The 13,434-nt window shown below is 62.9% G+C and carries 24 protein-coding genes; all 24 read right to left on the reverse strand.

Features of this window, described 5'->3' with window-relative positions; all coding sequences use genetic code 11:
- Nucleotides 1-150: 150 nt before the first annotated feature.
- On the reverse strand, nt 151-741 hold the full coding sequence (locus tag FJ419_RS23510) for an adenylate kinase (protein ID WP_140698698.1): 591 nt from the start codon (nt 739-741) through the stop codon (nt 151-153).
- A complete protein-coding gene (gene secY, locus FJ419_RS23515; protein ID WP_140544879.1) occupies nt 738-2,078 on the reverse strand; it encodes a preprotein translocase subunit SecY in 1,341 nt (446 codons plus the stop codon). Before secY ends, FJ419_RS23510 begins: the two co-directional genes overlap by 4 nt.
- A 256-nt stretch (nt 2,079-2,334) precedes the next feature.
- A complete protein-coding gene (rplO, locus tag FJ419_RS23520; RefSeq protein WP_095765506.1) occupies nt 2,335-2,808 on the reverse strand; it encodes a 50S ribosomal protein L15 in 474 nt (157 codons plus the stop codon).
- 22 nt (nt 2,809-2,830) lie between these two features.
- Nucleotides 2,831-3,028 (reverse strand): 50S ribosomal protein L30, encoded by a 198-nt coding sequence (gene rpmD, locus FJ419_RS23525; protein WP_027170355.1) that lies wholly within the window; start codon nt 3,026-3,028, stop codon nt 2,831-2,833.
- 25 nt (nt 3,029-3,053) lie between these two features.
- Nucleotides 3,054-3,617, reverse strand: a complete 564-nt coding sequence (rpsE, locus tag FJ419_RS23530) for a 30S ribosomal protein S5 (RefSeq protein ID WP_036260404.1) — start codon at nt 3,615-3,617, stop codon at nt 3,054-3,056.
- Nucleotides 3,618-3,766: 149 nt separating this feature from the next.
- Entirely contained in the window at nt 3,767-4,129 is a 363-nt protein-coding gene (gene rplR / locus FJ419_RS23535) for a 50S ribosomal protein L18 (protein ID WP_140698701.1), read from the reverse strand.
- Between the two features lie 139 nt (nt 4,130-4,268).
- Entirely contained in the window at nt 4,269-4,802 is a 534-nt protein-coding gene (rplF, locus tag FJ419_RS23540; RefSeq protein WP_140698704.1) for a 50S ribosomal protein L6, read from the reverse strand.
- Nucleotides 4,803-4,916: 114 nt separating this feature from the next.
- A complete protein-coding gene (rpsH, locus tag FJ419_RS23545) occupies nt 4,917-5,315 on the reverse strand; it encodes a 30S ribosomal protein S8 (RefSeq protein ID WP_027170358.1) in 399 nt (132 codons plus the stop codon).
- Between the two features lie 12 nt (nt 5,316-5,327).
- Nucleotides 5,328-5,633: a 30S ribosomal protein S14 gene (gene rpsN, locus FJ419_RS23550; RefSeq protein WP_140544873.1), complete on the reverse strand. Its 306-nt coding sequence runs from the start codon at nt 5,631-5,633 to the stop codon at nt 5,328-5,330.
- A gap of 26 nt (nt 5,634-5,659) precedes the next feature.
- The gene (rplE, locus tag FJ419_RS23555) at nt 5,660-6,238 is read right to left on the reverse strand and encodes a 50S ribosomal protein L5 (RefSeq protein WP_036260373.1); all 579 of its coding nucleotides are present in this window, start codon (nt 6,236-6,238) and stop codon (nt 5,660-5,662) included.
- Nucleotides 6,231-6,545, reverse strand: a complete 315-nt coding sequence (gene rplX / locus FJ419_RS23560) for a 50S ribosomal protein L24 (RefSeq protein ID WP_140698707.1) — start codon at nt 6,543-6,545, stop codon at nt 6,231-6,233. The genes rplE and rplX overlap by 8 nt, the downstream gene beginning before the upstream one ends.
- A 12-nt stretch (nt 6,546-6,557) precedes the next feature.
- Entirely contained in the window at nt 6,558-6,926 is a 369-nt protein-coding gene (rplN, locus tag FJ419_RS23565) for a 50S ribosomal protein L14 (RefSeq protein ID WP_006205457.1), read from the reverse strand.
- A gap of 82 nt (nt 6,927-7,008) precedes the next feature.
- Nucleotides 7,009-7,248, reverse strand: a complete 240-nt coding sequence (gene rpsQ, locus FJ419_RS23570) for a 30S ribosomal protein S17 (RefSeq protein ID WP_023675136.1) — start codon at nt 7,246-7,248, stop codon at nt 7,009-7,011.
- Between the two features lie 4 nt (nt 7,249-7,252).
- Nucleotides 7,253-7,453 (reverse strand): 50S ribosomal protein L29, encoded by a 201-nt coding sequence (gene rpmC / locus FJ419_RS23575; RefSeq protein ID WP_042642190.1) that lies wholly within the window; start codon nt 7,451-7,453, stop codon nt 7,253-7,255.
- Between the two features lie 12 nt (nt 7,454-7,465).
- Nucleotides 7,466-7,879, reverse strand: coding sequence for a 50S ribosomal protein L16 (rplP, locus tag FJ419_RS23580; protein ID WP_027170364.1), 414 nt, complete (start codon nt 7,877-7,879; stop codon nt 7,466-7,468).
- A gap of 27 nt (nt 7,880-7,906) precedes the next feature.
- A complete protein-coding gene (gene rpsC / locus FJ419_RS23585; protein ID WP_095765512.1) occupies nt 7,907-8,641 on the reverse strand; it encodes a 30S ribosomal protein S3 in 735 nt (244 codons plus the stop codon).
- A complete protein-coding gene (gene rplV, locus FJ419_RS23590; RefSeq protein WP_006205462.1) occupies nt 8,641-9,030 on the reverse strand; it encodes a 50S ribosomal protein L22 in 390 nt (129 codons plus the stop codon). The genes rpsC and rplV overlap by 1 nt, the downstream gene beginning before the upstream one ends.
- 2 nt (nt 9,031-9,032) lie before the next feature.
- Nucleotides 9,033-9,311: a 30S ribosomal protein S19 gene (rpsS, locus tag FJ419_RS23595; protein ID WP_006205463.1), complete on the reverse strand. Its 279-nt coding sequence runs from the start codon at nt 9,309-9,311 to the stop codon at nt 9,033-9,035.
- Nucleotides 9,312-9,327: 16 nt separating this feature from the next.
- Entirely contained in the window at nt 9,328-10,161 is an 834-nt protein-coding gene (gene rplB, locus FJ419_RS23600) for a 50S ribosomal protein L2 (protein WP_126084116.1), read from the reverse strand.
- 22 nt (nt 10,162-10,183) lie between these two features.
- Nucleotides 10,184-10,477, reverse strand: coding sequence for a 50S ribosomal protein L23 (locus FJ419_RS23605; protein ID WP_140698709.1), 294 nt, complete (start codon nt 10,475-10,477; stop codon nt 10,184-10,186).
- Nucleotides 10,474-11,094 carry a 50S ribosomal protein L4 gene (gene rplD / locus FJ419_RS23610; RefSeq protein WP_095765514.1) on the reverse strand — a complete coding sequence of 207 codons (621 nt, stop codon included), beginning with the start codon at nt 11,092-11,094 and terminating at the stop codon, nt 10,474-10,476. Before rplD ends, FJ419_RS23605 begins: the two co-directional genes overlap by 4 nt.
- Nucleotides 11,094-11,810, reverse strand: coding sequence for a 50S ribosomal protein L3 (gene rplC / locus FJ419_RS23615; RefSeq protein ID WP_095765515.1), 717 nt, complete (start codon nt 11,808-11,810; stop codon nt 11,094-11,096). Before rplC ends, rplD begins: the two co-directional genes overlap by 1 nt.
- Before the next feature lie 61 nt (nt 11,811-11,871).
- On the reverse strand, nt 11,872-12,180 hold the full coding sequence (gene rpsJ, locus FJ419_RS23620; protein ID WP_006205468.1) for a 30S ribosomal protein S10: 309 nt from the start codon (nt 12,178-12,180) through the stop codon (nt 11,872-11,874).
- A 69-nt stretch (nt 12,181-12,249) separates the two neighbouring features.
- On the reverse strand, nt 12,250-13,425 hold the full coding sequence (gene tuf / locus FJ419_RS23625) for an elongation factor Tu (protein WP_095765516.1): 1,176 nt from the start codon (nt 13,423-13,425) through the stop codon (nt 12,250-12,252).
- Nucleotides 13,426-13,434 lie beyond the last annotated feature (9 nt).

A 13,434-nucleotide genomic window follows, 5' to 3' on the forward strand; every position in this document is an offset into this window, starting at 1 on the left:
CGGTGGAGGCCGGCCCTTGCGGGAGTTTCCTGGTTCAAAGCGGATGCCTTGCCCGCAAGGGCAAGCAAAGTCCATGCCTGATAGGAAGACGGGCCGCCATACCCCAACGGCCCATCCTAGTCAAGCGCAATCTTTAATTGTCGGCCCGGTCTACTTCACCGCAGCCGCGAGGGCCTTGCCGATCTCTGCGGTCACCGCATCGATACTGGCCATGCCGTCGACGGTCTTGAGCCTACCTTTGGCGTAGTAGTAGCCGATCAGCGGCGCCGTCTTCTTGTAGTATTCGCGCAGGCGTTCTTCGAACACCGCCGGGTTGTCGTCCTTGCGCACCGGCTGGCCGGCGGCCTTGGCGTCCTCGGCGCGTTTGACGATTCGGCCAACCAACGCCTTGTCGTCGACGACGAGCTCGATGACGCTGTCGAGCGCTATGCCGCGCTCGGCAAGCATGGCTTCGACCGCGTCGGCCTGGACCAGCGTGCGCGGATAGCCGTCGAGGATGAACCCCTTGGCGCAATCCGGCTGATCGATGCGCTCGGCGACGATGGCGTTGACGATCGCATCCGAGACCAGCTCACCGGCATCCATCACCGCCTTGGCACGCTTGCCGACCTCGGTTCCGGCCTGGACGGCGGCACGCAGCATGTCACCCGTCGAGAGCTGGGGGATGCCGTGTTTTTCAACCAGTCTTTGTGCTTGTGTCCCCTTGCCCGCTCCTGGCGGCCCAAGCAAAATCAGCCTCATCTGCTCCTCTTCCCCCCGCGCAACTTCGACTTCTTGATCAGGCCCTCATACTGGTGCGCGATCAGGTGACCCTGAATCTGCGCCACCGTATCGAGCGTGACACTGACCACGATCAGAAGCGATGTGCCACCGAGGTAGAAAGGTACGCCAGTCGCCGAAATCAGGAACTCCGGCAGCAGACAGACCAGCACCAGGTAAATGGCGCCGATGACGGTTACGCGCGTCAGAACATAGTCGATATAGTCGGCGGTACGCTCGCCCGGACGATAGCCCGGGATGAAGCCGGAGTGCTTCTTGAGCTGGTCGGCCGTGTCCTTCGGGTTGAAGACGATCGCCGTGTAGAAGAAGGCGAAGAAGACGATCATGCCCGCATAGAAGATCATGTAAAGCGGCTGCCCGTGGCCGAGCGAAGCGAGGATCGTGCTTGCCCAGGCCGGCAGGTTGGTCGCCTGCGAGAAGCCCGCCACGGTGGCCGGCAGAAGCAGCAGCGAGGACGCGAAGATCGGCGGGATGACGCCGGAGGTGTTGAGCTTCAGCGGCAAATGCGAGGTATCGCCCTGGAACATGCGATTGCCGACCTGGCGCTTCGGATACTGGATGAGCAGGCGGCGCTGCGCGCGTTCGAAGAAGACGATGAGCGCAATGACGATGATGGCCAGCACGATGATCGCGAGGATGAGGCCCGTCGATAGCGCGCCGGTACGGCCGAGTTCCAGCGTGCCGGAGATCGCACGCGGCAGGCCCGCGACGATGCCGGAGAAGATGATCAGCGAAATGCCGTTGCCGATGCCGCGCGCGGTGATCTGCTCGCCGAGCCACATCAGGAACATGGTGCCGCCGACGAGCGTGACGACTGTCGAGATGCGGAAGAACATGCCGGGATCGTTGACGATGCCGTTGCCGCCCTCGAGGCCGATCGAAATACCGTAAGCCTGGATCAGCGCCAGGAGCACGGTCCCGTAACGCGTGTACTGGTTGATGATCTTGCGGCCCTGCTCGCCTTCCTTCTTCAGCGTTTCCAGCGACGGGATGACCGAGGTCATCAGCTGCATGATGATGGAGGCGGAGATGTAGGGCATGATGCCCAGCGCGAAGATCGCCATGCGTTGCACGGCGCCGCCGGCGAACATGTTGAACATGCCGAGCACGCCCTTGCTCTGCGAGGAGAAGGCCTGGGCAAAAGCATCGGGGTTGATGCCGGGAAGCGGGATATAGGTACCGAGGCGGTAGACGAGCAGCGCGCCGATGGTAAACCAGATGCGCTTCTTGAGATCCTCGGCCTTGGCGAAGGCCGCGAAATTCAGATTGGAGGCTAGTTGTTCAGCAGCCGAGGCCATGCCTGATTCTCCGCTAGAGCACGATGCCGAAAAATGTGGAGCGGTTTTCGGACGACATCATGCTCTACTTCTTTGATTTCTACGTCGCGCTCGATGCCGCAGCTCAGGCGGCGCGTGTCACCGAAGCTCACGAGATAAGCTCGGGACCGTAAACATGCAAGCGGCCGCGTTGACGCGGCCGCCCAATTCATCCGGTCAAAGCGCGGTTCGACGGAATATGCGAAATCATCCCGGTCGGCCGCGCTTCAAATCGCCGTTACTCGGCGGCGGCCGCTTCCGGCAGCTTCACCGAACCGCCGGCCTTCTCGATCTTCTCGATCGCGGCCTTGGAGGCGCCGGCAACGTCGAAGGACAGCTTGGCTTTGAGTTCGCCGTCGGAGAGCACGCGCACGCCGTCCTTGGCGCGGCGGATGACGCCGGCGGCAACCAGGGCCTCGGCCGTCACGGTCGCCTTGGCGTCGAGCTTCTTGGCGTCGACGGCAGCCTGGATGCGGGCCAGCGACACGACCGTGAAGCTCTTGGCGAAGATGTTGTTGAAGCCACGCTTCGGCAGGCGCCGGTAGAGCGGCATCTGACCACCCTCGAAGCCGTTGATGGCAACGCCCGAGCGGGCCTTCTGGCCCTTGACGCCGCGACCGGCGGTCTTGCCCGAGCCGGAACCGATGCCGCGGCCAAGACGCTTCTTGGAGTGCGTCGCGCCGTCCTTGTCACGCAGATCGTTGAGTTTCATGTTTCTTCTCCTGCCCTTCCGTTCAGGCCTCGTCCACGACGCGGACGAGGTGCTGGACGGCGGCGATCATGCCGCGCACCGAAGGGGTATCTTCCAGCGTGCGCCGCTTGTGCATCTTGTTCAGGCCGAGGCCGACCAGCGTCGCGCGCTGCTCCTTCGGCCGGCGGATCGGGGAGCCGATCTGCTCGACGGTGATGGTCTTGGTAGCTTTCTTGGCCATGGTCGAAATCCCTGGTCAGCGTCGACTATTCTTCAGCCGCAACGGCGGTGCCGCGGCGGGCCTGAAGGGTCGAGTACTTGATGCCGCGCGCGGCAGCCACATCCTTCGGATGCATCTGGCTCTTCAGCGCGTCGAAGGTGGCGCGAACCATGTTGTAGGGGTTCGACGAACCCATCGACTTGGCGACCACGTCATGCATGCCGAGCGTCTCGAAGACGGCGCGCATCGGACCGCCGGCGATGATGCCGGTACCCTGCTTGGCGGCGCGCAGCAGAACGCGTCCGGCGCCCCAGCGACCCTCGACGTCGTGATGCAGCGTGCGGCCCGAACGCAGCGGCACGAAGATCATGTCGCGCTTGGCCGACTCGGTCGCCTTGCGGATCGCTTCCGGCACTTCGCGCGCCTTGCCGTGGCCGAAGCCGACGCGGCCCTTCTGGTCGCCGACGACGACGAGAGCGGCAAAGCCGAAACGACGGCCGCCCTTCACCACCTTGGCGACGCGGTTGATGTGGACGAGCTTGTCCACCATGCCGTCGTCGCGCTCTTCGCGCTCGCGGCCGCGGCCGCCATCTCTACGTTCCTGTGCCATATCCTGTTCCTTGTTCTTTTCCGGAAGCACGGGTTGCTGTTTGCCGACGCCTCATTCGGGTCGTCAGCGGCGAACTTTTCCTTTGCATGATCTTATCCGAAAAGTCTGCAACTTTTCGCTGCGCGGACCTCTCGGTTCGGGATCAAGCATCAGAAGCTGAGACCGCCTTCGCGGGCAGCCTCGGCCAGCGCCTTGACGCGGCCGTGATAGATATACGGGCCGCGGTCGAAGACGACTTCCTTGACGCCGGCCTTGGTGGCACGCTCGGCGATCAGCTTGCCGACCGCGGCCGCGGCTGCGGCGTCGGCGCCGGTCTTGAGCGAACCCTTGAGGTCCTTCTCCAGCGTCGAGGCGGCGGCCAGCGTGTGGCCGTTGGCGTCGTCGATCACCTGCACGTAGATGTTCTTCGAGGTGCGGTGCACCGAAAGCCTCGGACGCTCGCCGGCGACCTTTTTCAGCTGGCGGCGCACGCGCTGCGCGCGGCGCTGGATGGTTTCTTTGGGGCTTGCCATAATGTCAGTTCCTTGCCTTCAGAAAACGGGGGCAACCCTGTGCGGTAGGCCAAGCCTCCCGCGGCCGCTCCCCGCGGCGTTACACATCTGCGGCTTGGCCCTTTTTCGAAAAGTCTGCAACTTCCCGGGGCCAGGCCTATTACTTCTTCTTGCCTTCCTTGCGCACAATGCGCTCGTTGGCATAGCGCACGCCCTTGCCCTTGTAAGGCTCGGGACCGCGATATTCGCGGATCTCGGCGGCGACCTGGCCGACCTGCTGCTTGTCGATGCCCGACACCGTGATCTCGGTCGGCTTCGGCACGGCAATGGTGATGCCCTGCGGCGTCTGATAGACCACGTCGTGGCTGAAGCCGAGCGCCAGCTGCAGGTTCTTGCCCTGCAACGCCGCGCGATAGCCGACGCCGGTGATCTCGAGCTTCTTTTCGAAGCCGTCCTTCACGCCCTGCAGGATGTTGACGATCTGCGTGCGCGACATGCCCCACTTGGAGCGGGCGGTCTTGGTCTGGTCGCGCGGCTCGACGGAGATCTCGTTGTTCTCCATCTTCACCAGCACTTCGTCGTTCACCACGAACTTCAGCTCGCCCTTGGGGCCCTTCGCCGTCACGGTCTGGCCGTTGACGGACGCGGTCACGCCTTGCGGCAGCGAAACGGGTTTCTTTCCGATACGAGACATTGTTGTCTCCTTCTTTCCTTAACTGCTGTGAATGGCGAATGGCAAAATGGTGAATAGCGCGGATGACGTTCCAGCCAGTTTCACCATTCACTATTCACCATTGACCATTCGCCCCTAGAATATCTGGCAGAGGATTTCGCCGCCGACATTCTGCTCGCGCGCTTCATGGTCGGCCATGACGCCCTTCGGCGTCGAAAGGATGGCGATGCCGAGGCCGTTGGCGACGTGCGGGATCGACTTGGCCGAGACATAGACGCGACGGCCAGGCTTCGAGACACGCGCAATCTCGCGCACAACCGGGGCACCATCGAAATATTTCAGCTCAATCTCGATTTCCGACTTGCCGTTTTCGAAGTCGGTCTGGCTGTAGTCGCGGATATAGCCTTCCGACTTCAGCACTTCGAGGACGCGGGCGCGCAGACGCGAGGCCGGCGTCGAAACGCTCGACTTCTTGCGGCCATAGGCGTTGCGGATGCGGGTCAGCATATCGCCGAGAGGATCGCTCAATGACATCTCAGTGTCTCCTTACCAGCTCGACTTGACCAGGCCCGGGATCTGGCCGGTATTGCCAAGATCGCGAAGCGCGATACGCGAAAGCTTCAGCTTGCGATAGTAGGCGCGCGGACGGCCCGTCACCTCGCAGCGGTTACGGATGCGGATCTTGGCCGAGTTGCGCGGCAGCGCCGAAAGCTTCAACTGGGCGCGAAAACGCTCTTCCATCGGCTGGGACTGATCCATGATGATGGCCTTGAGCGCCGCGCGCCTGGCGGCATACTGGTCGGCGAGCTTGCGGCGCCGGTTGTTCTTCTCGACTGAGCTGGTCTTTGCCATTTCAGATGTTTCCTTTTTCGCTGCCGTTACTGGCGGAAGGGGAAGTTGAAGGCCTTGAGCAGCGCTCTTGCCTCGTCGTCCGTCTTCGCCGTCGTACAAACGATGACGTCCATGCCCCAGACCTGATCAACCTTGTCGTAGTTGATCTCCGGGAACACGATGTGTTCCTTGATACCCATGGCGTAGTTGCCACGGCCGTCAAAGCTCTTCGGGTTCAGCCCGCGGAAGTCGCGAACGCGCGGCAGCGCGATGTTCACGAGGCGGTCGAGGAACTCGTACATGCGTTCCTTGCGCAGCGTGACCTTGGCGCCGATCGGCATGTTCTCGCGCACCTTGAAGCCGGCAATCGAGTTGCGGGCGCGGGTGACGACGGCCTTCTGGCCGGCGATCATCGCGAGATCCTCGGCCGCGACCGAGGGCTTCTTGGAGTCCGCGGTTGCTTCGCCGACCCCCATGTTCAGCACGATCTTGTCGATGCGCGGAACCTGCATGTCGTTGTCGTAGCCGAACTGCTCCTGCATCGCCTTGCGGATGGTCTCGTTGTAGACCTTCTTGAGGCGCGGCTCGTTCTTGGCAGTTGCCTGCTTGGTTTCAGCCTTAGCCATTGATGACTTCTCCCGAACGCTTGGCGACGCGCACCTTCTTGCCATCCTTCTGGATGGTGAAGCCGACGCGGGTCGGCTTGCCGTCCTTGGGGTCGGCCAGCGCGATATTCGACAGGTGGATCGGCGCTTCCTTGGTGATGATCCCAGCCTCTTGCGACTGGGTCTGCTTCTGGTGACGGCGAATGAAGTTCACGCCGCGGACGATCGCGGTGTCTTCCTTCGGCTGCACCGACAGGACTTCGCCCGAACGGCCCTTGTCCTTGCCGGCAAGCACGACGACCTTGTCGCCTTTTTTGATCTTTTGCATTGGTCCGGCTCCTTACAGCACTTCAGGCGCGAGCGAGATGATCTTCATGTGGTTCTTGGCGCGCAATTCGCGCGGAACCGGTCCGAAGATACGGGTGCCGATCGGCTCTTTCTTATTGTCGACGAGAACGGCCGCGTTCTTGTCGAAACGGATCACGCTGCCGTCCGGGCGGCGGATGTCCTTGGCCGTGCGAACCACGACCGCCTTCATCACATCGCCCTTCTTAACGCGGCCGCGCGGAATGGCCTCCTTGATCGACACCACGATGATGTCGCCGACGGAGGCGTATTTCCGCTTCGAGCCGCCCAGCACCTTGATGCACATGACACGACGGGCGCCGGAATTATCCGCGACGTCGAGGTTTGTTTGCATCTGAATCATGACTGGCCGCCTTCTTCTTTTCTAACGGGACGGGTTCTTCACCCCTCCCCGGTCTGTCCAAAATTCGGTTCGTTCGCCCGGATCAAGCCTGATCCGAAGAGACGACAACCCAGCGCTTGTCCTTGGAAATCGGCTTCGATTCCTGGATGAATACCTGGTCGCCGACCTTGTGGGCGTTGTTCTCGTCGTGCGCCTTGTACTTCTTGGTCATGCGCACGGTCTTCTTCATCACGGGATGCGTGAAGCGACGCTCGACCTTGACCACGACCGTCTTCTCGTTCTTGTCGCTGACGACGGTGCCCTGCAGGATGCGCTTTGGCATGGTCTTAACCCTTCTTGGCCGCGGCTTTTTCCGCGGCGATGGTCTTGATGCGCGCGATGTCCTTGCGGACCTGCTTCACGCGCGCGGTCTTTTCGAGCTGGCCGGTGGCCTTCTGGAAGCGCAGGTTGAACTGCTCCTTCTTGAGAGCTGCCAGGTCGTCGGTCAGCTGATCCTGGGTCTTGGTCCGGATGTCTTCGGCTTTCATGATCGCCTGTCCTTATTCTGCGATGCGCTGCACGAAGCGCGTCTTGACCGAGAGCTTGGCGGCGCCGAGACGCAGCGCTTCACGAGCGGTCTCCTCGCTGACGCCGTCGATCTCGAACATGATACGGCCGGGCTTCACGCGCGCCGCCCAGTAGTCGACGGCGCCCTTGCCCTTACCCATGCGGACTTCGGTCGGCTTCGAGGTGACCGGCAGGTCCGGGAACACCCGGATCCAGACGCGGCCGGCGCGCTTCATCTCGCGGGTGATCGCGCGGCGGGCCGCCTCGATCTCGCGCGCGGTGACGCGGTTCGGCTCAAGCGCCTTCAGCCCGAAACCGCCGAAATCCAGATTGGTGCCGCCCTTGGCGGTACCGTGGATACGGCCCTTGAACTGCTTGCGGAACTTTGTGCGCTTTGGCTGCAGCATCGTTCTAACTCCAAATTCTCAAATGTCTCAGGCGTTCTCGCGACGGCGGCCGCGTTCGCGCTCACCGCCAGCACCGCCGCCGCCATGCGCGGCATCGCCTTCGGTCGCACGGCGCTCGGAAGCCATCGGGTCATGCTCGAGGATCTCGCCCTTGAACACCCACACCTTGACGCCGCAGATGCCGTAGGCCGTGTTCGCCTCGGCCGTGCCGTAGTCGACGTCGGCACGCAGCGTATGCAGCGGCACGCGGCCTTCGCGGTACCACTCCATGCGCGCGATCTCGGCGCCGCCGAGACGGCCGGAGCAGTTGATGCGGATGCCTTCGGCGCCGAGACGCATGGCCGACTGAACGGCACGCTTCATGGCGCGGCGGAACGCGATGCGGCGCTCGAGCTGCTGGGCGATCGACTGGGCGACCAGCGTGGCGTCGATTTCCGGCTTGCGCACTTCAACGATGTTGAGGTGCGTTTCGGACTTCGTCATCTCGGTCAGCTTCTTGCGAAGCTTCTCGATGTCGGCGCCCTTCTTGCCGATGATGAGGCCCGGACGCGCGGCGTGGATGGTGACGCGGCACTTCTTGTGCGGACGCTCGATCACGACCTTCGAGATCGCGGCCTGCTTGAGTTCCTTCTCGAGATACTTGCGGATCTTGAGGTCCTCATGCAGCAGTTGGCCGTATTCGCCGGTGTTCGCGAACCAGCGCGAATCCCAGGTACGGTTGATGCCGAGACGCAGCCCGATCGGATTGACTTTCTGGCCCATTATGCGGCCTCCCCTTTTTCCTCGACTTCACGAACGACGATCGTGAGGTGCGAGAACGGCTTTTCGATACGGCTGGCGCGGCCGCGGCCACGAGCGTGGAAACGCTTCATGACGATCGACTTGCCGACATAGGCTTCCGCCACGATCAGAGCGTCGACGTCGAGGTCGTGATTGTTTTCCGCATTGGCGATCGCCGATTCCAACGTCTTCTTGACCGTGCCGGAAATCCGCTTGGCCGAGAATTCGAGGTCGGAAAGCGCTGTCGCGACCTTCTTGCCGCGGATCAGCGCGGCAACCAGGTTGAGCTTCTGCGGGCTGATGCGGATCGTGCGCAGAACGGCACGCGCCTCGTTATCAGCAAGCCTGCGCGGAGCTTTGGCCTTGCCCATGATTATTTCCTCTTCGCCTTCTTATCCGCGCCGTGACCGTAATAGGTCCGGGTCGGAGCGAATTCACCGAACTTGTGGCCGACCATGTCCTCATTCACCGAGACGGGAACGTGCTTCTGGCCGTTGTAGACACCGAAGGTGAAGCCGACGAACTGCGGCAGGATGGTGGAGCGACGGCTCCACATCTTGATCACCTCATTGCGACCACCTTCACGAACCTTGTCCACCTTCTTGAGAAGGTAGCCGTCGATAAAGGGGCCTTTCCAAATCGAACGAGTCACTTGGCGTTACCTCTTCTTAGCTCTTGCGCTGATGACGCGAGCGCAGGATGAACTTGTCGGTCGCCTTGTTGGACCGCGTCTTCTTGCCCTTGGTCGGCTTGCCCCAAGGCGAAACCGGATGACGGCCACCCGAGGTGCGGCCTTCGCCGCCGCCATGCGGATGGTCGACCGGGTTCATGGCCACGCCGCGATTGTGCGGACGCTTGCCGCGCCACACGGTGCGACCGGCCTTGCCGTCGTTGATGTTGCCGTGGTCGGGGTTCGACACGGCGCCGACGGTGGCCATGCAGGAACCGTGCACGACACGCTGCTCGCCCGAGTTGAGGCGCAGGATTGCCATGCCCTGGTCGCGGCCGACGAGCTGGGCGTAACCGCCAGCCGAACGGGCGACCTGGCCGCCCTTGCCCGGCTTCAGCTCGATGTTATGGACGATCGTGCCGACCGGCATCGAGGCCAGCGGCATCGCGTTGCCCGGCTTCACGTCGACCGCTTCGCCGGCCACGATCTTGTCGCCGGCAGCAAGACGCTGCGGGGCCAGGATGTAGGACAGCTCGCCGTCGTCGTACTTGATCAGCGCGATGAAGGCGGTGCGGTTCGGATCGTATTCGATACGCTCGACCGTGCCGACGACGTCGTACTTCTTACGCTTGAAGTCGATGATGCGGTACGAACGCTTGTGACCGCCGCCGATGAAACGGGCCGTGATGCGGCCGTAGTTGTTGCGGCCGCCCGACTTGGTCAGGCCTTCGGTCAGGCCCTTGACGGGCTTGCCCTTGTAGAGGCCCGAGCGGTCGACGATGACCAGCTGGCGGGTGCTCGGCGTTACCGGGTTGAATTTCTTAAGTGCCATTGTCCTGTCCTCGCGGCCTTGCTCAGAGACCCGTCGCGACGTCGATCGACTGGCCCTCGGCCAGCGTCACAACCGCCTTCTTGACGTCGCCCTGGCGGCCAACGGTGCCGCGGAAGCGCTTGATCTTGCCCTTGCGGACGAGTGTGTTCACAGCCGTCACCTTGACGCCGAAGAGAGCCTCCACGGCAGCCTTGATTTCCGGCTTCGACGCCTTCCTGGCGACGTTGAAGACGACCTGGTTCTGCTCGGAAGCCATGGTCGACTTTTCGGTGATCGCCGGCGAGACGATCACGTCGTAGTGACGGAGGTCGGTCATTTAAAGCGCTCCTCGAGAGCCTCGACGGCGGCCTTCGAAAGGACCAGCGTGCCGCGGCGCAGAATGTCGTAGACGTTGATGCCCTGGATGGGCAGCACGTCAATGTTCGGAATGTTGGTCGCCGCCAGCTTGAAGTTCTGGTCAAGCTCGGCGCCGCCGATCACGAGGGCGTTGGTCAGCCCCAGCGTCTCGAAATTCGCCACCAGCGCCTTGGTCTTGGCTTCGGTGAGCTTCAGCTCGTCGACGATGATCAGCGAAGCGCTCTTGGCCTTGGCCGAGAGAGCGTGCTTGAGGCCAAGCGCACGGACCTTCTTCGGCAGCTCGTGCTCATGGCTGCGAACGACCGGGCCGTGTGCCTTGCCGCCGCCGCGGAACTGCGGAGCGCGAGCCGAGTGGTGACGGGCGCGGCCCGTACCCTTCTGCTTATACATCTTGGCGCCGGTGCGCGCGATTTCGGCGCGGCCCTTGGCCTTGTGCGTGCCCTGCTGCTTCTTGGCGAGCTGCCAGCGCACGACGCGCTGCAGGATGTCTTCGCGCGGGTCAAGGCCGAAAATCTCCTCGGAGAGTTCCACCTTGCCGGCGTCCTTGCCGCCCAGCGTTGTGATCTTGAGATCCATTATTCGGCTCCCTCAGTGGCCGGGGCTTCGTTCTTGGCGGCAGCGGCGCGGATCGCGGCCGGCTTCGGCGCATTGGCCGGCAGCGCAACCTTGGCGGCGTCGCGAACCAGGATCCATGCGCCCTTGACGCCGGGAACCGCGCCGCGGATCAGGATCAGGCCGCGATCGGCATCGGTCGAGACGACCTCGACGTTCTGCGTGGTGACGCGGGTATCGCCCATGTGGCCGGCCATCTTCTTGCCCTTGAACACCTTGCCGGGGTCCTGGCGCTGGCCGGTCGAGCCGTGCGTGCGGTGCGAGACCGAGTTACCGTGCGTGGCGCGGCCACCGCCCATGTGGTGCCGCTTGATCACGCCCTGGAAACCCTTGCCGGTCGAGGTGCCGGTGACGTCCACCTTCTGGCCGGCGACGAAATGCTCGACGGTCAGCTCGGCGCCGACGTCGATCATGTTGTCGGCGGAGACGCGGAACTCGGCGACCTTGGCCTTCGGCTCGACGGAAGCGGCGGCGAAATGGCCGCGCATCGCCTTCGACGTGTTCTTCACCTTGGCAAGTCCAACGCCGAGCTGGACGGCGGTGTAGCCGTTCTTCTCCTGCGTGCGCTGGGCCACGACCTGGCAGTTCTCCATCTGGAGAACGGTGACGGGAACGTGTTCGCCGGCATCATTATAGATGCGGGTCATTCCCACCTTCTTTGCAATCACACCTGAACGCATCGGTTCAATTCCTTTAGAGTTCCGGGCCAGGGGCACCGCCCCTTACCGCTCTCTTATTCCCTTAGAGCTTGATCTCGACGTCGACACCGGCGGCCAGATCGAGCTTCATCAAAGCATCGACCGTCTGCGGGGTCGGATCGACGATGTCGAGCAGCCGCTTGTGCGTGCGCATCTCGAACTGTTCGCGGCTCTTCTTGTCGACGTGGGGCGACCGGTTGACCGTGAATTTTTCGATCCGCGTCGGCAGCGGGATGGGGCCGCGGACGTTGGCGCCGGTGCGCTTGGCGGTCGACACGATTTCGCGCGTCGAGGCGTCGAGCACCCGGTGGTCAAACGCCTTAAGGCGGATGCGGATATTCTGTCCGTTCATGCGTCAATTCCTTGTTCTGGCGCGGCGCGGGCAGCTCCCGCGCCCGCGACAGATCGGTTTCAGTCCAAATTACTCTTTGATGGTGACGACGATGCCGGCACCGACGGTGCGGCCGCCTTCACGGATGGCGAAGCGCAGCTTCTCTTCCATCGCGATCGGCACGATCAGCTCGACGTCGACGGTGATGTTGTCGCCGGGCATCACCATCTCGGTGCCGGCCGGCAGCGTCACGATGCCCGTCACGTCCGTCGTGCGGAAGTAGAACTGCGGACGGTAGTTGGTGAAGAACGGCGTGTGACGACCGCCCTCGTCCTTGGTCAAGATGTAGGCTTCGGCCACGAACTTCTTGTGCGGCTTGACCGTGCCCGGCTTGGCCAGAACCTGGCCGCGCTCGACACCTTCACGGTCGACGCCGCGCAGCAGCGCGCCGATGTTGTCGCCGGCCTGGCCCTGGTCGAGCAGCTTGCGGAACATCTCAACGCCCGTGCAGGTCGTCTTGGTGGTCGGACGGATGCCGACGATCTCCAGCTCCTCGCCGACCTTGACCACGCCGCGCTCGACGCGGCCGGTCACAACCGTGCCGCGGCCCGAGATCGAGAACACGTCCTCGATCGGCATCAGGAACGGCTTGTCCAGCGGACGAACCGGCGTCGGGATATAGGCGTCGACCTGCGCCATCAGCTCGCGGATGGCGTCCTCGCCGATGGTCTTGTTGGAATCTTCCAACGCAGCCAGCGCCGAACCCTTGACGATCGGAATGTCGTCGCCGGGGAACTCGTTCTTCGACAGAAGCTCGCGAACCTCGAGCTCGACCAGCTCCAGCAGCTCAGCGTCGTCGACCTGGTCGACCTTGTTCAGGAACACCACGATCGAGGGAACGCCGACCTGGCGGGCAAGCAGGATGTGCTCGCGGGTCTGCGGCATCGGGCCGTCGGCAGCCGAAACCACCAGGATCGCGCCGTCCATCTGCGCCGCACCCGTGATCATGTTCTTCACATAGTCGGCGTGGCCGGGGCAGTCGACATGGGCATAGTGACGGTTGGCCGTCTCATACTCGACATGCGCCGTCGAGATCGTGATGCCGCGCGCCTTCTCTTCAGGTGCCGCGTCAATCTGGTCATAGCGCTTGTATTCGCCAAAATACTTCGTGATCGCCGCCGTCAGCGACGTCTTGCCATGATCAACGTGACCGATCGTGCCAATGTTCACATGCGGCTTGGTGCGCTCGAATTTACCTTTTGCCATGTGATCTCT

It is taken from the genome of Mesorhizobium sp. B2-6-2 (assembly GCF_006440615.1).
Taxonomy (GTDB): domain Bacteria; phylum Pseudomonadota; class Alphaproteobacteria; order Rhizobiales; family Rhizobiaceae; genus Mesorhizobium.

What these genes read in the sequence shown, in the direction of transcription:
- rpsE (WP_036260404.1), bottom strand. Translation starts at nt 3,617, where the DNA reads ATGGCACAGGAACGTAGAGATGGCGGCCGCGGCCGCGAGCGCGAAGAG.
- rpmD (WP_027170355.1), bottom strand. Translation starts at nt 3,028, where the DNA reads ATGGCCAAGAAAGCTACCAAGACCATCACCGTCGAGCAGATCGGCTCC.
- rplX (WP_140698707.1), bottom strand. Translation starts at nt 6,545, where the DNA reads ATGCAAAAGATCAAAAAAGGCGACAAGGTCGTCGTGCTTGCCGGCAAG.
- tuf (WP_095765516.1), bottom strand. Translation starts at nt 13,425, where the DNA reads ATGGCAAAAGGTAAATTCGAGCGCACCAAGCCGCATGTGAACATTGGC.
- FJ419_RS23605 (WP_140698709.1), bottom strand. Translation starts at nt 10,477, where the DNA reads ATGACCGACCTCCGTCACTACGACGTGATCGTCTCGCCGGCGATCACC.
- FJ419_RS23510 (WP_140698698.1), bottom strand. Translation starts at nt 741, where the DNA reads ATGAGGCTGATTTTGCTTGGGCCGCCAGGAGCGGGCAAGGGGACACAA.
- rplB (WP_126084116.1), bottom strand. Translation starts at nt 10,161, where the DNA reads ATGGCACTTAAGAAATTCAACCCGGTAACGCCGAGCACCCGCCAGCTG.
- rplC (WP_095765515.1), bottom strand. Translation starts at nt 11,810, where the DNA reads ATGCGTTCAGGTGTGATTGCAAAGAAGGTGGGAATGACCCGCATCTAT.
- rplN (WP_006205457.1), bottom strand. Translation starts at nt 6,926, where the DNA reads ATGATTCAGATGCAAACAAACCTCGACGTCGCGGATAATTCCGGCGCC.
- rplR (WP_140698701.1), bottom strand. Translation starts at nt 4,129, where the DNA reads ATGGCAAGCCCCAAAGAAACCATCCAGCGCCGCGCGCAGCGCGTGCGC.
- rplO (WP_095765506.1), bottom strand. Translation starts at nt 2,808, where the DNA reads ATGAAACTCAACGATCTGCGTGACAAGGACGGCGCGACGCACTCCAAG.
- rpsN (WP_140544873.1), bottom strand. Translation starts at nt 5,633, where the DNA reads ATGGCAAAGACCAGCTCAGTCGAGAAGAACAACCGGCGCCGCAAGCTC.
- rplE (WP_036260373.1), bottom strand. Translation starts at nt 6,238, where the DNA reads ATGGCTAAGGCTGAAACCAAGCAGGCAACTGCCAAGAACGAGCCGCGC.
- rplP (WP_027170364.1), bottom strand. Translation starts at nt 7,879, where the DNA reads ATGCTGCAGCCAAAGCGCACAAAGTTCCGCAAGCAGTTCAAGGGCCGT.
- rplV (WP_006205462.1), bottom strand. Translation starts at nt 9,030, where the DNA reads ATGGGCAAGGCCAAAGCTCCGCGCAGGCTTGCTGATAACGAGGCGCGT.
- rpmC (WP_042642190.1), bottom strand. Translation starts at nt 7,453, where the DNA reads ATGAAAGCCGAAGACATCCGGACCAAGACCCAGGATCAGCTGACCGAC.
- rpsC (WP_095765512.1), bottom strand. Translation starts at nt 8,641, where the DNA reads ATGGGCCAGAAAGTCAATCCGATCGGGCTGCGTCTCGGCATCAACCGT.
- rpsJ (WP_006205468.1), bottom strand. Translation starts at nt 12,180, where the DNA reads ATGAACGGACAGAATATCCGCATCCGCCTTAAGGCGTTTGACCACCGG.
- rpsH (WP_027170358.1), bottom strand. Translation starts at nt 5,315, where the DNA reads ATGTCATTGAGCGATCCTCTCGGCGATATGCTGACCCGCATCCGCAAC.
- rplD (WP_095765514.1), bottom strand. Translation starts at nt 11,094, where the DNA reads ATGGATCTCAAGATCACAACGCTGGGCGGCAAGGACGCCGGCAAGGTG.
- rplF (WP_140698704.1), bottom strand. Translation starts at nt 4,802, where the DNA reads ATGTCTCGTATCGGAAAGAAACCCGTTTCGCTGCCGCAAGGCGTGACC.
- secY (WP_140544879.1), bottom strand. Translation starts at nt 2,078, where the DNA reads ATGGCCTCGGCTGCTGAACAACTAGCCTCCAATCTGAATTTCGCGGCC.
- rpsQ (WP_023675136.1), bottom strand. Translation starts at nt 7,248, where the DNA reads ATGCCAAAGCGCATCCTGCAGGGCACCGTCGTCAGCGACAAGAACGAG.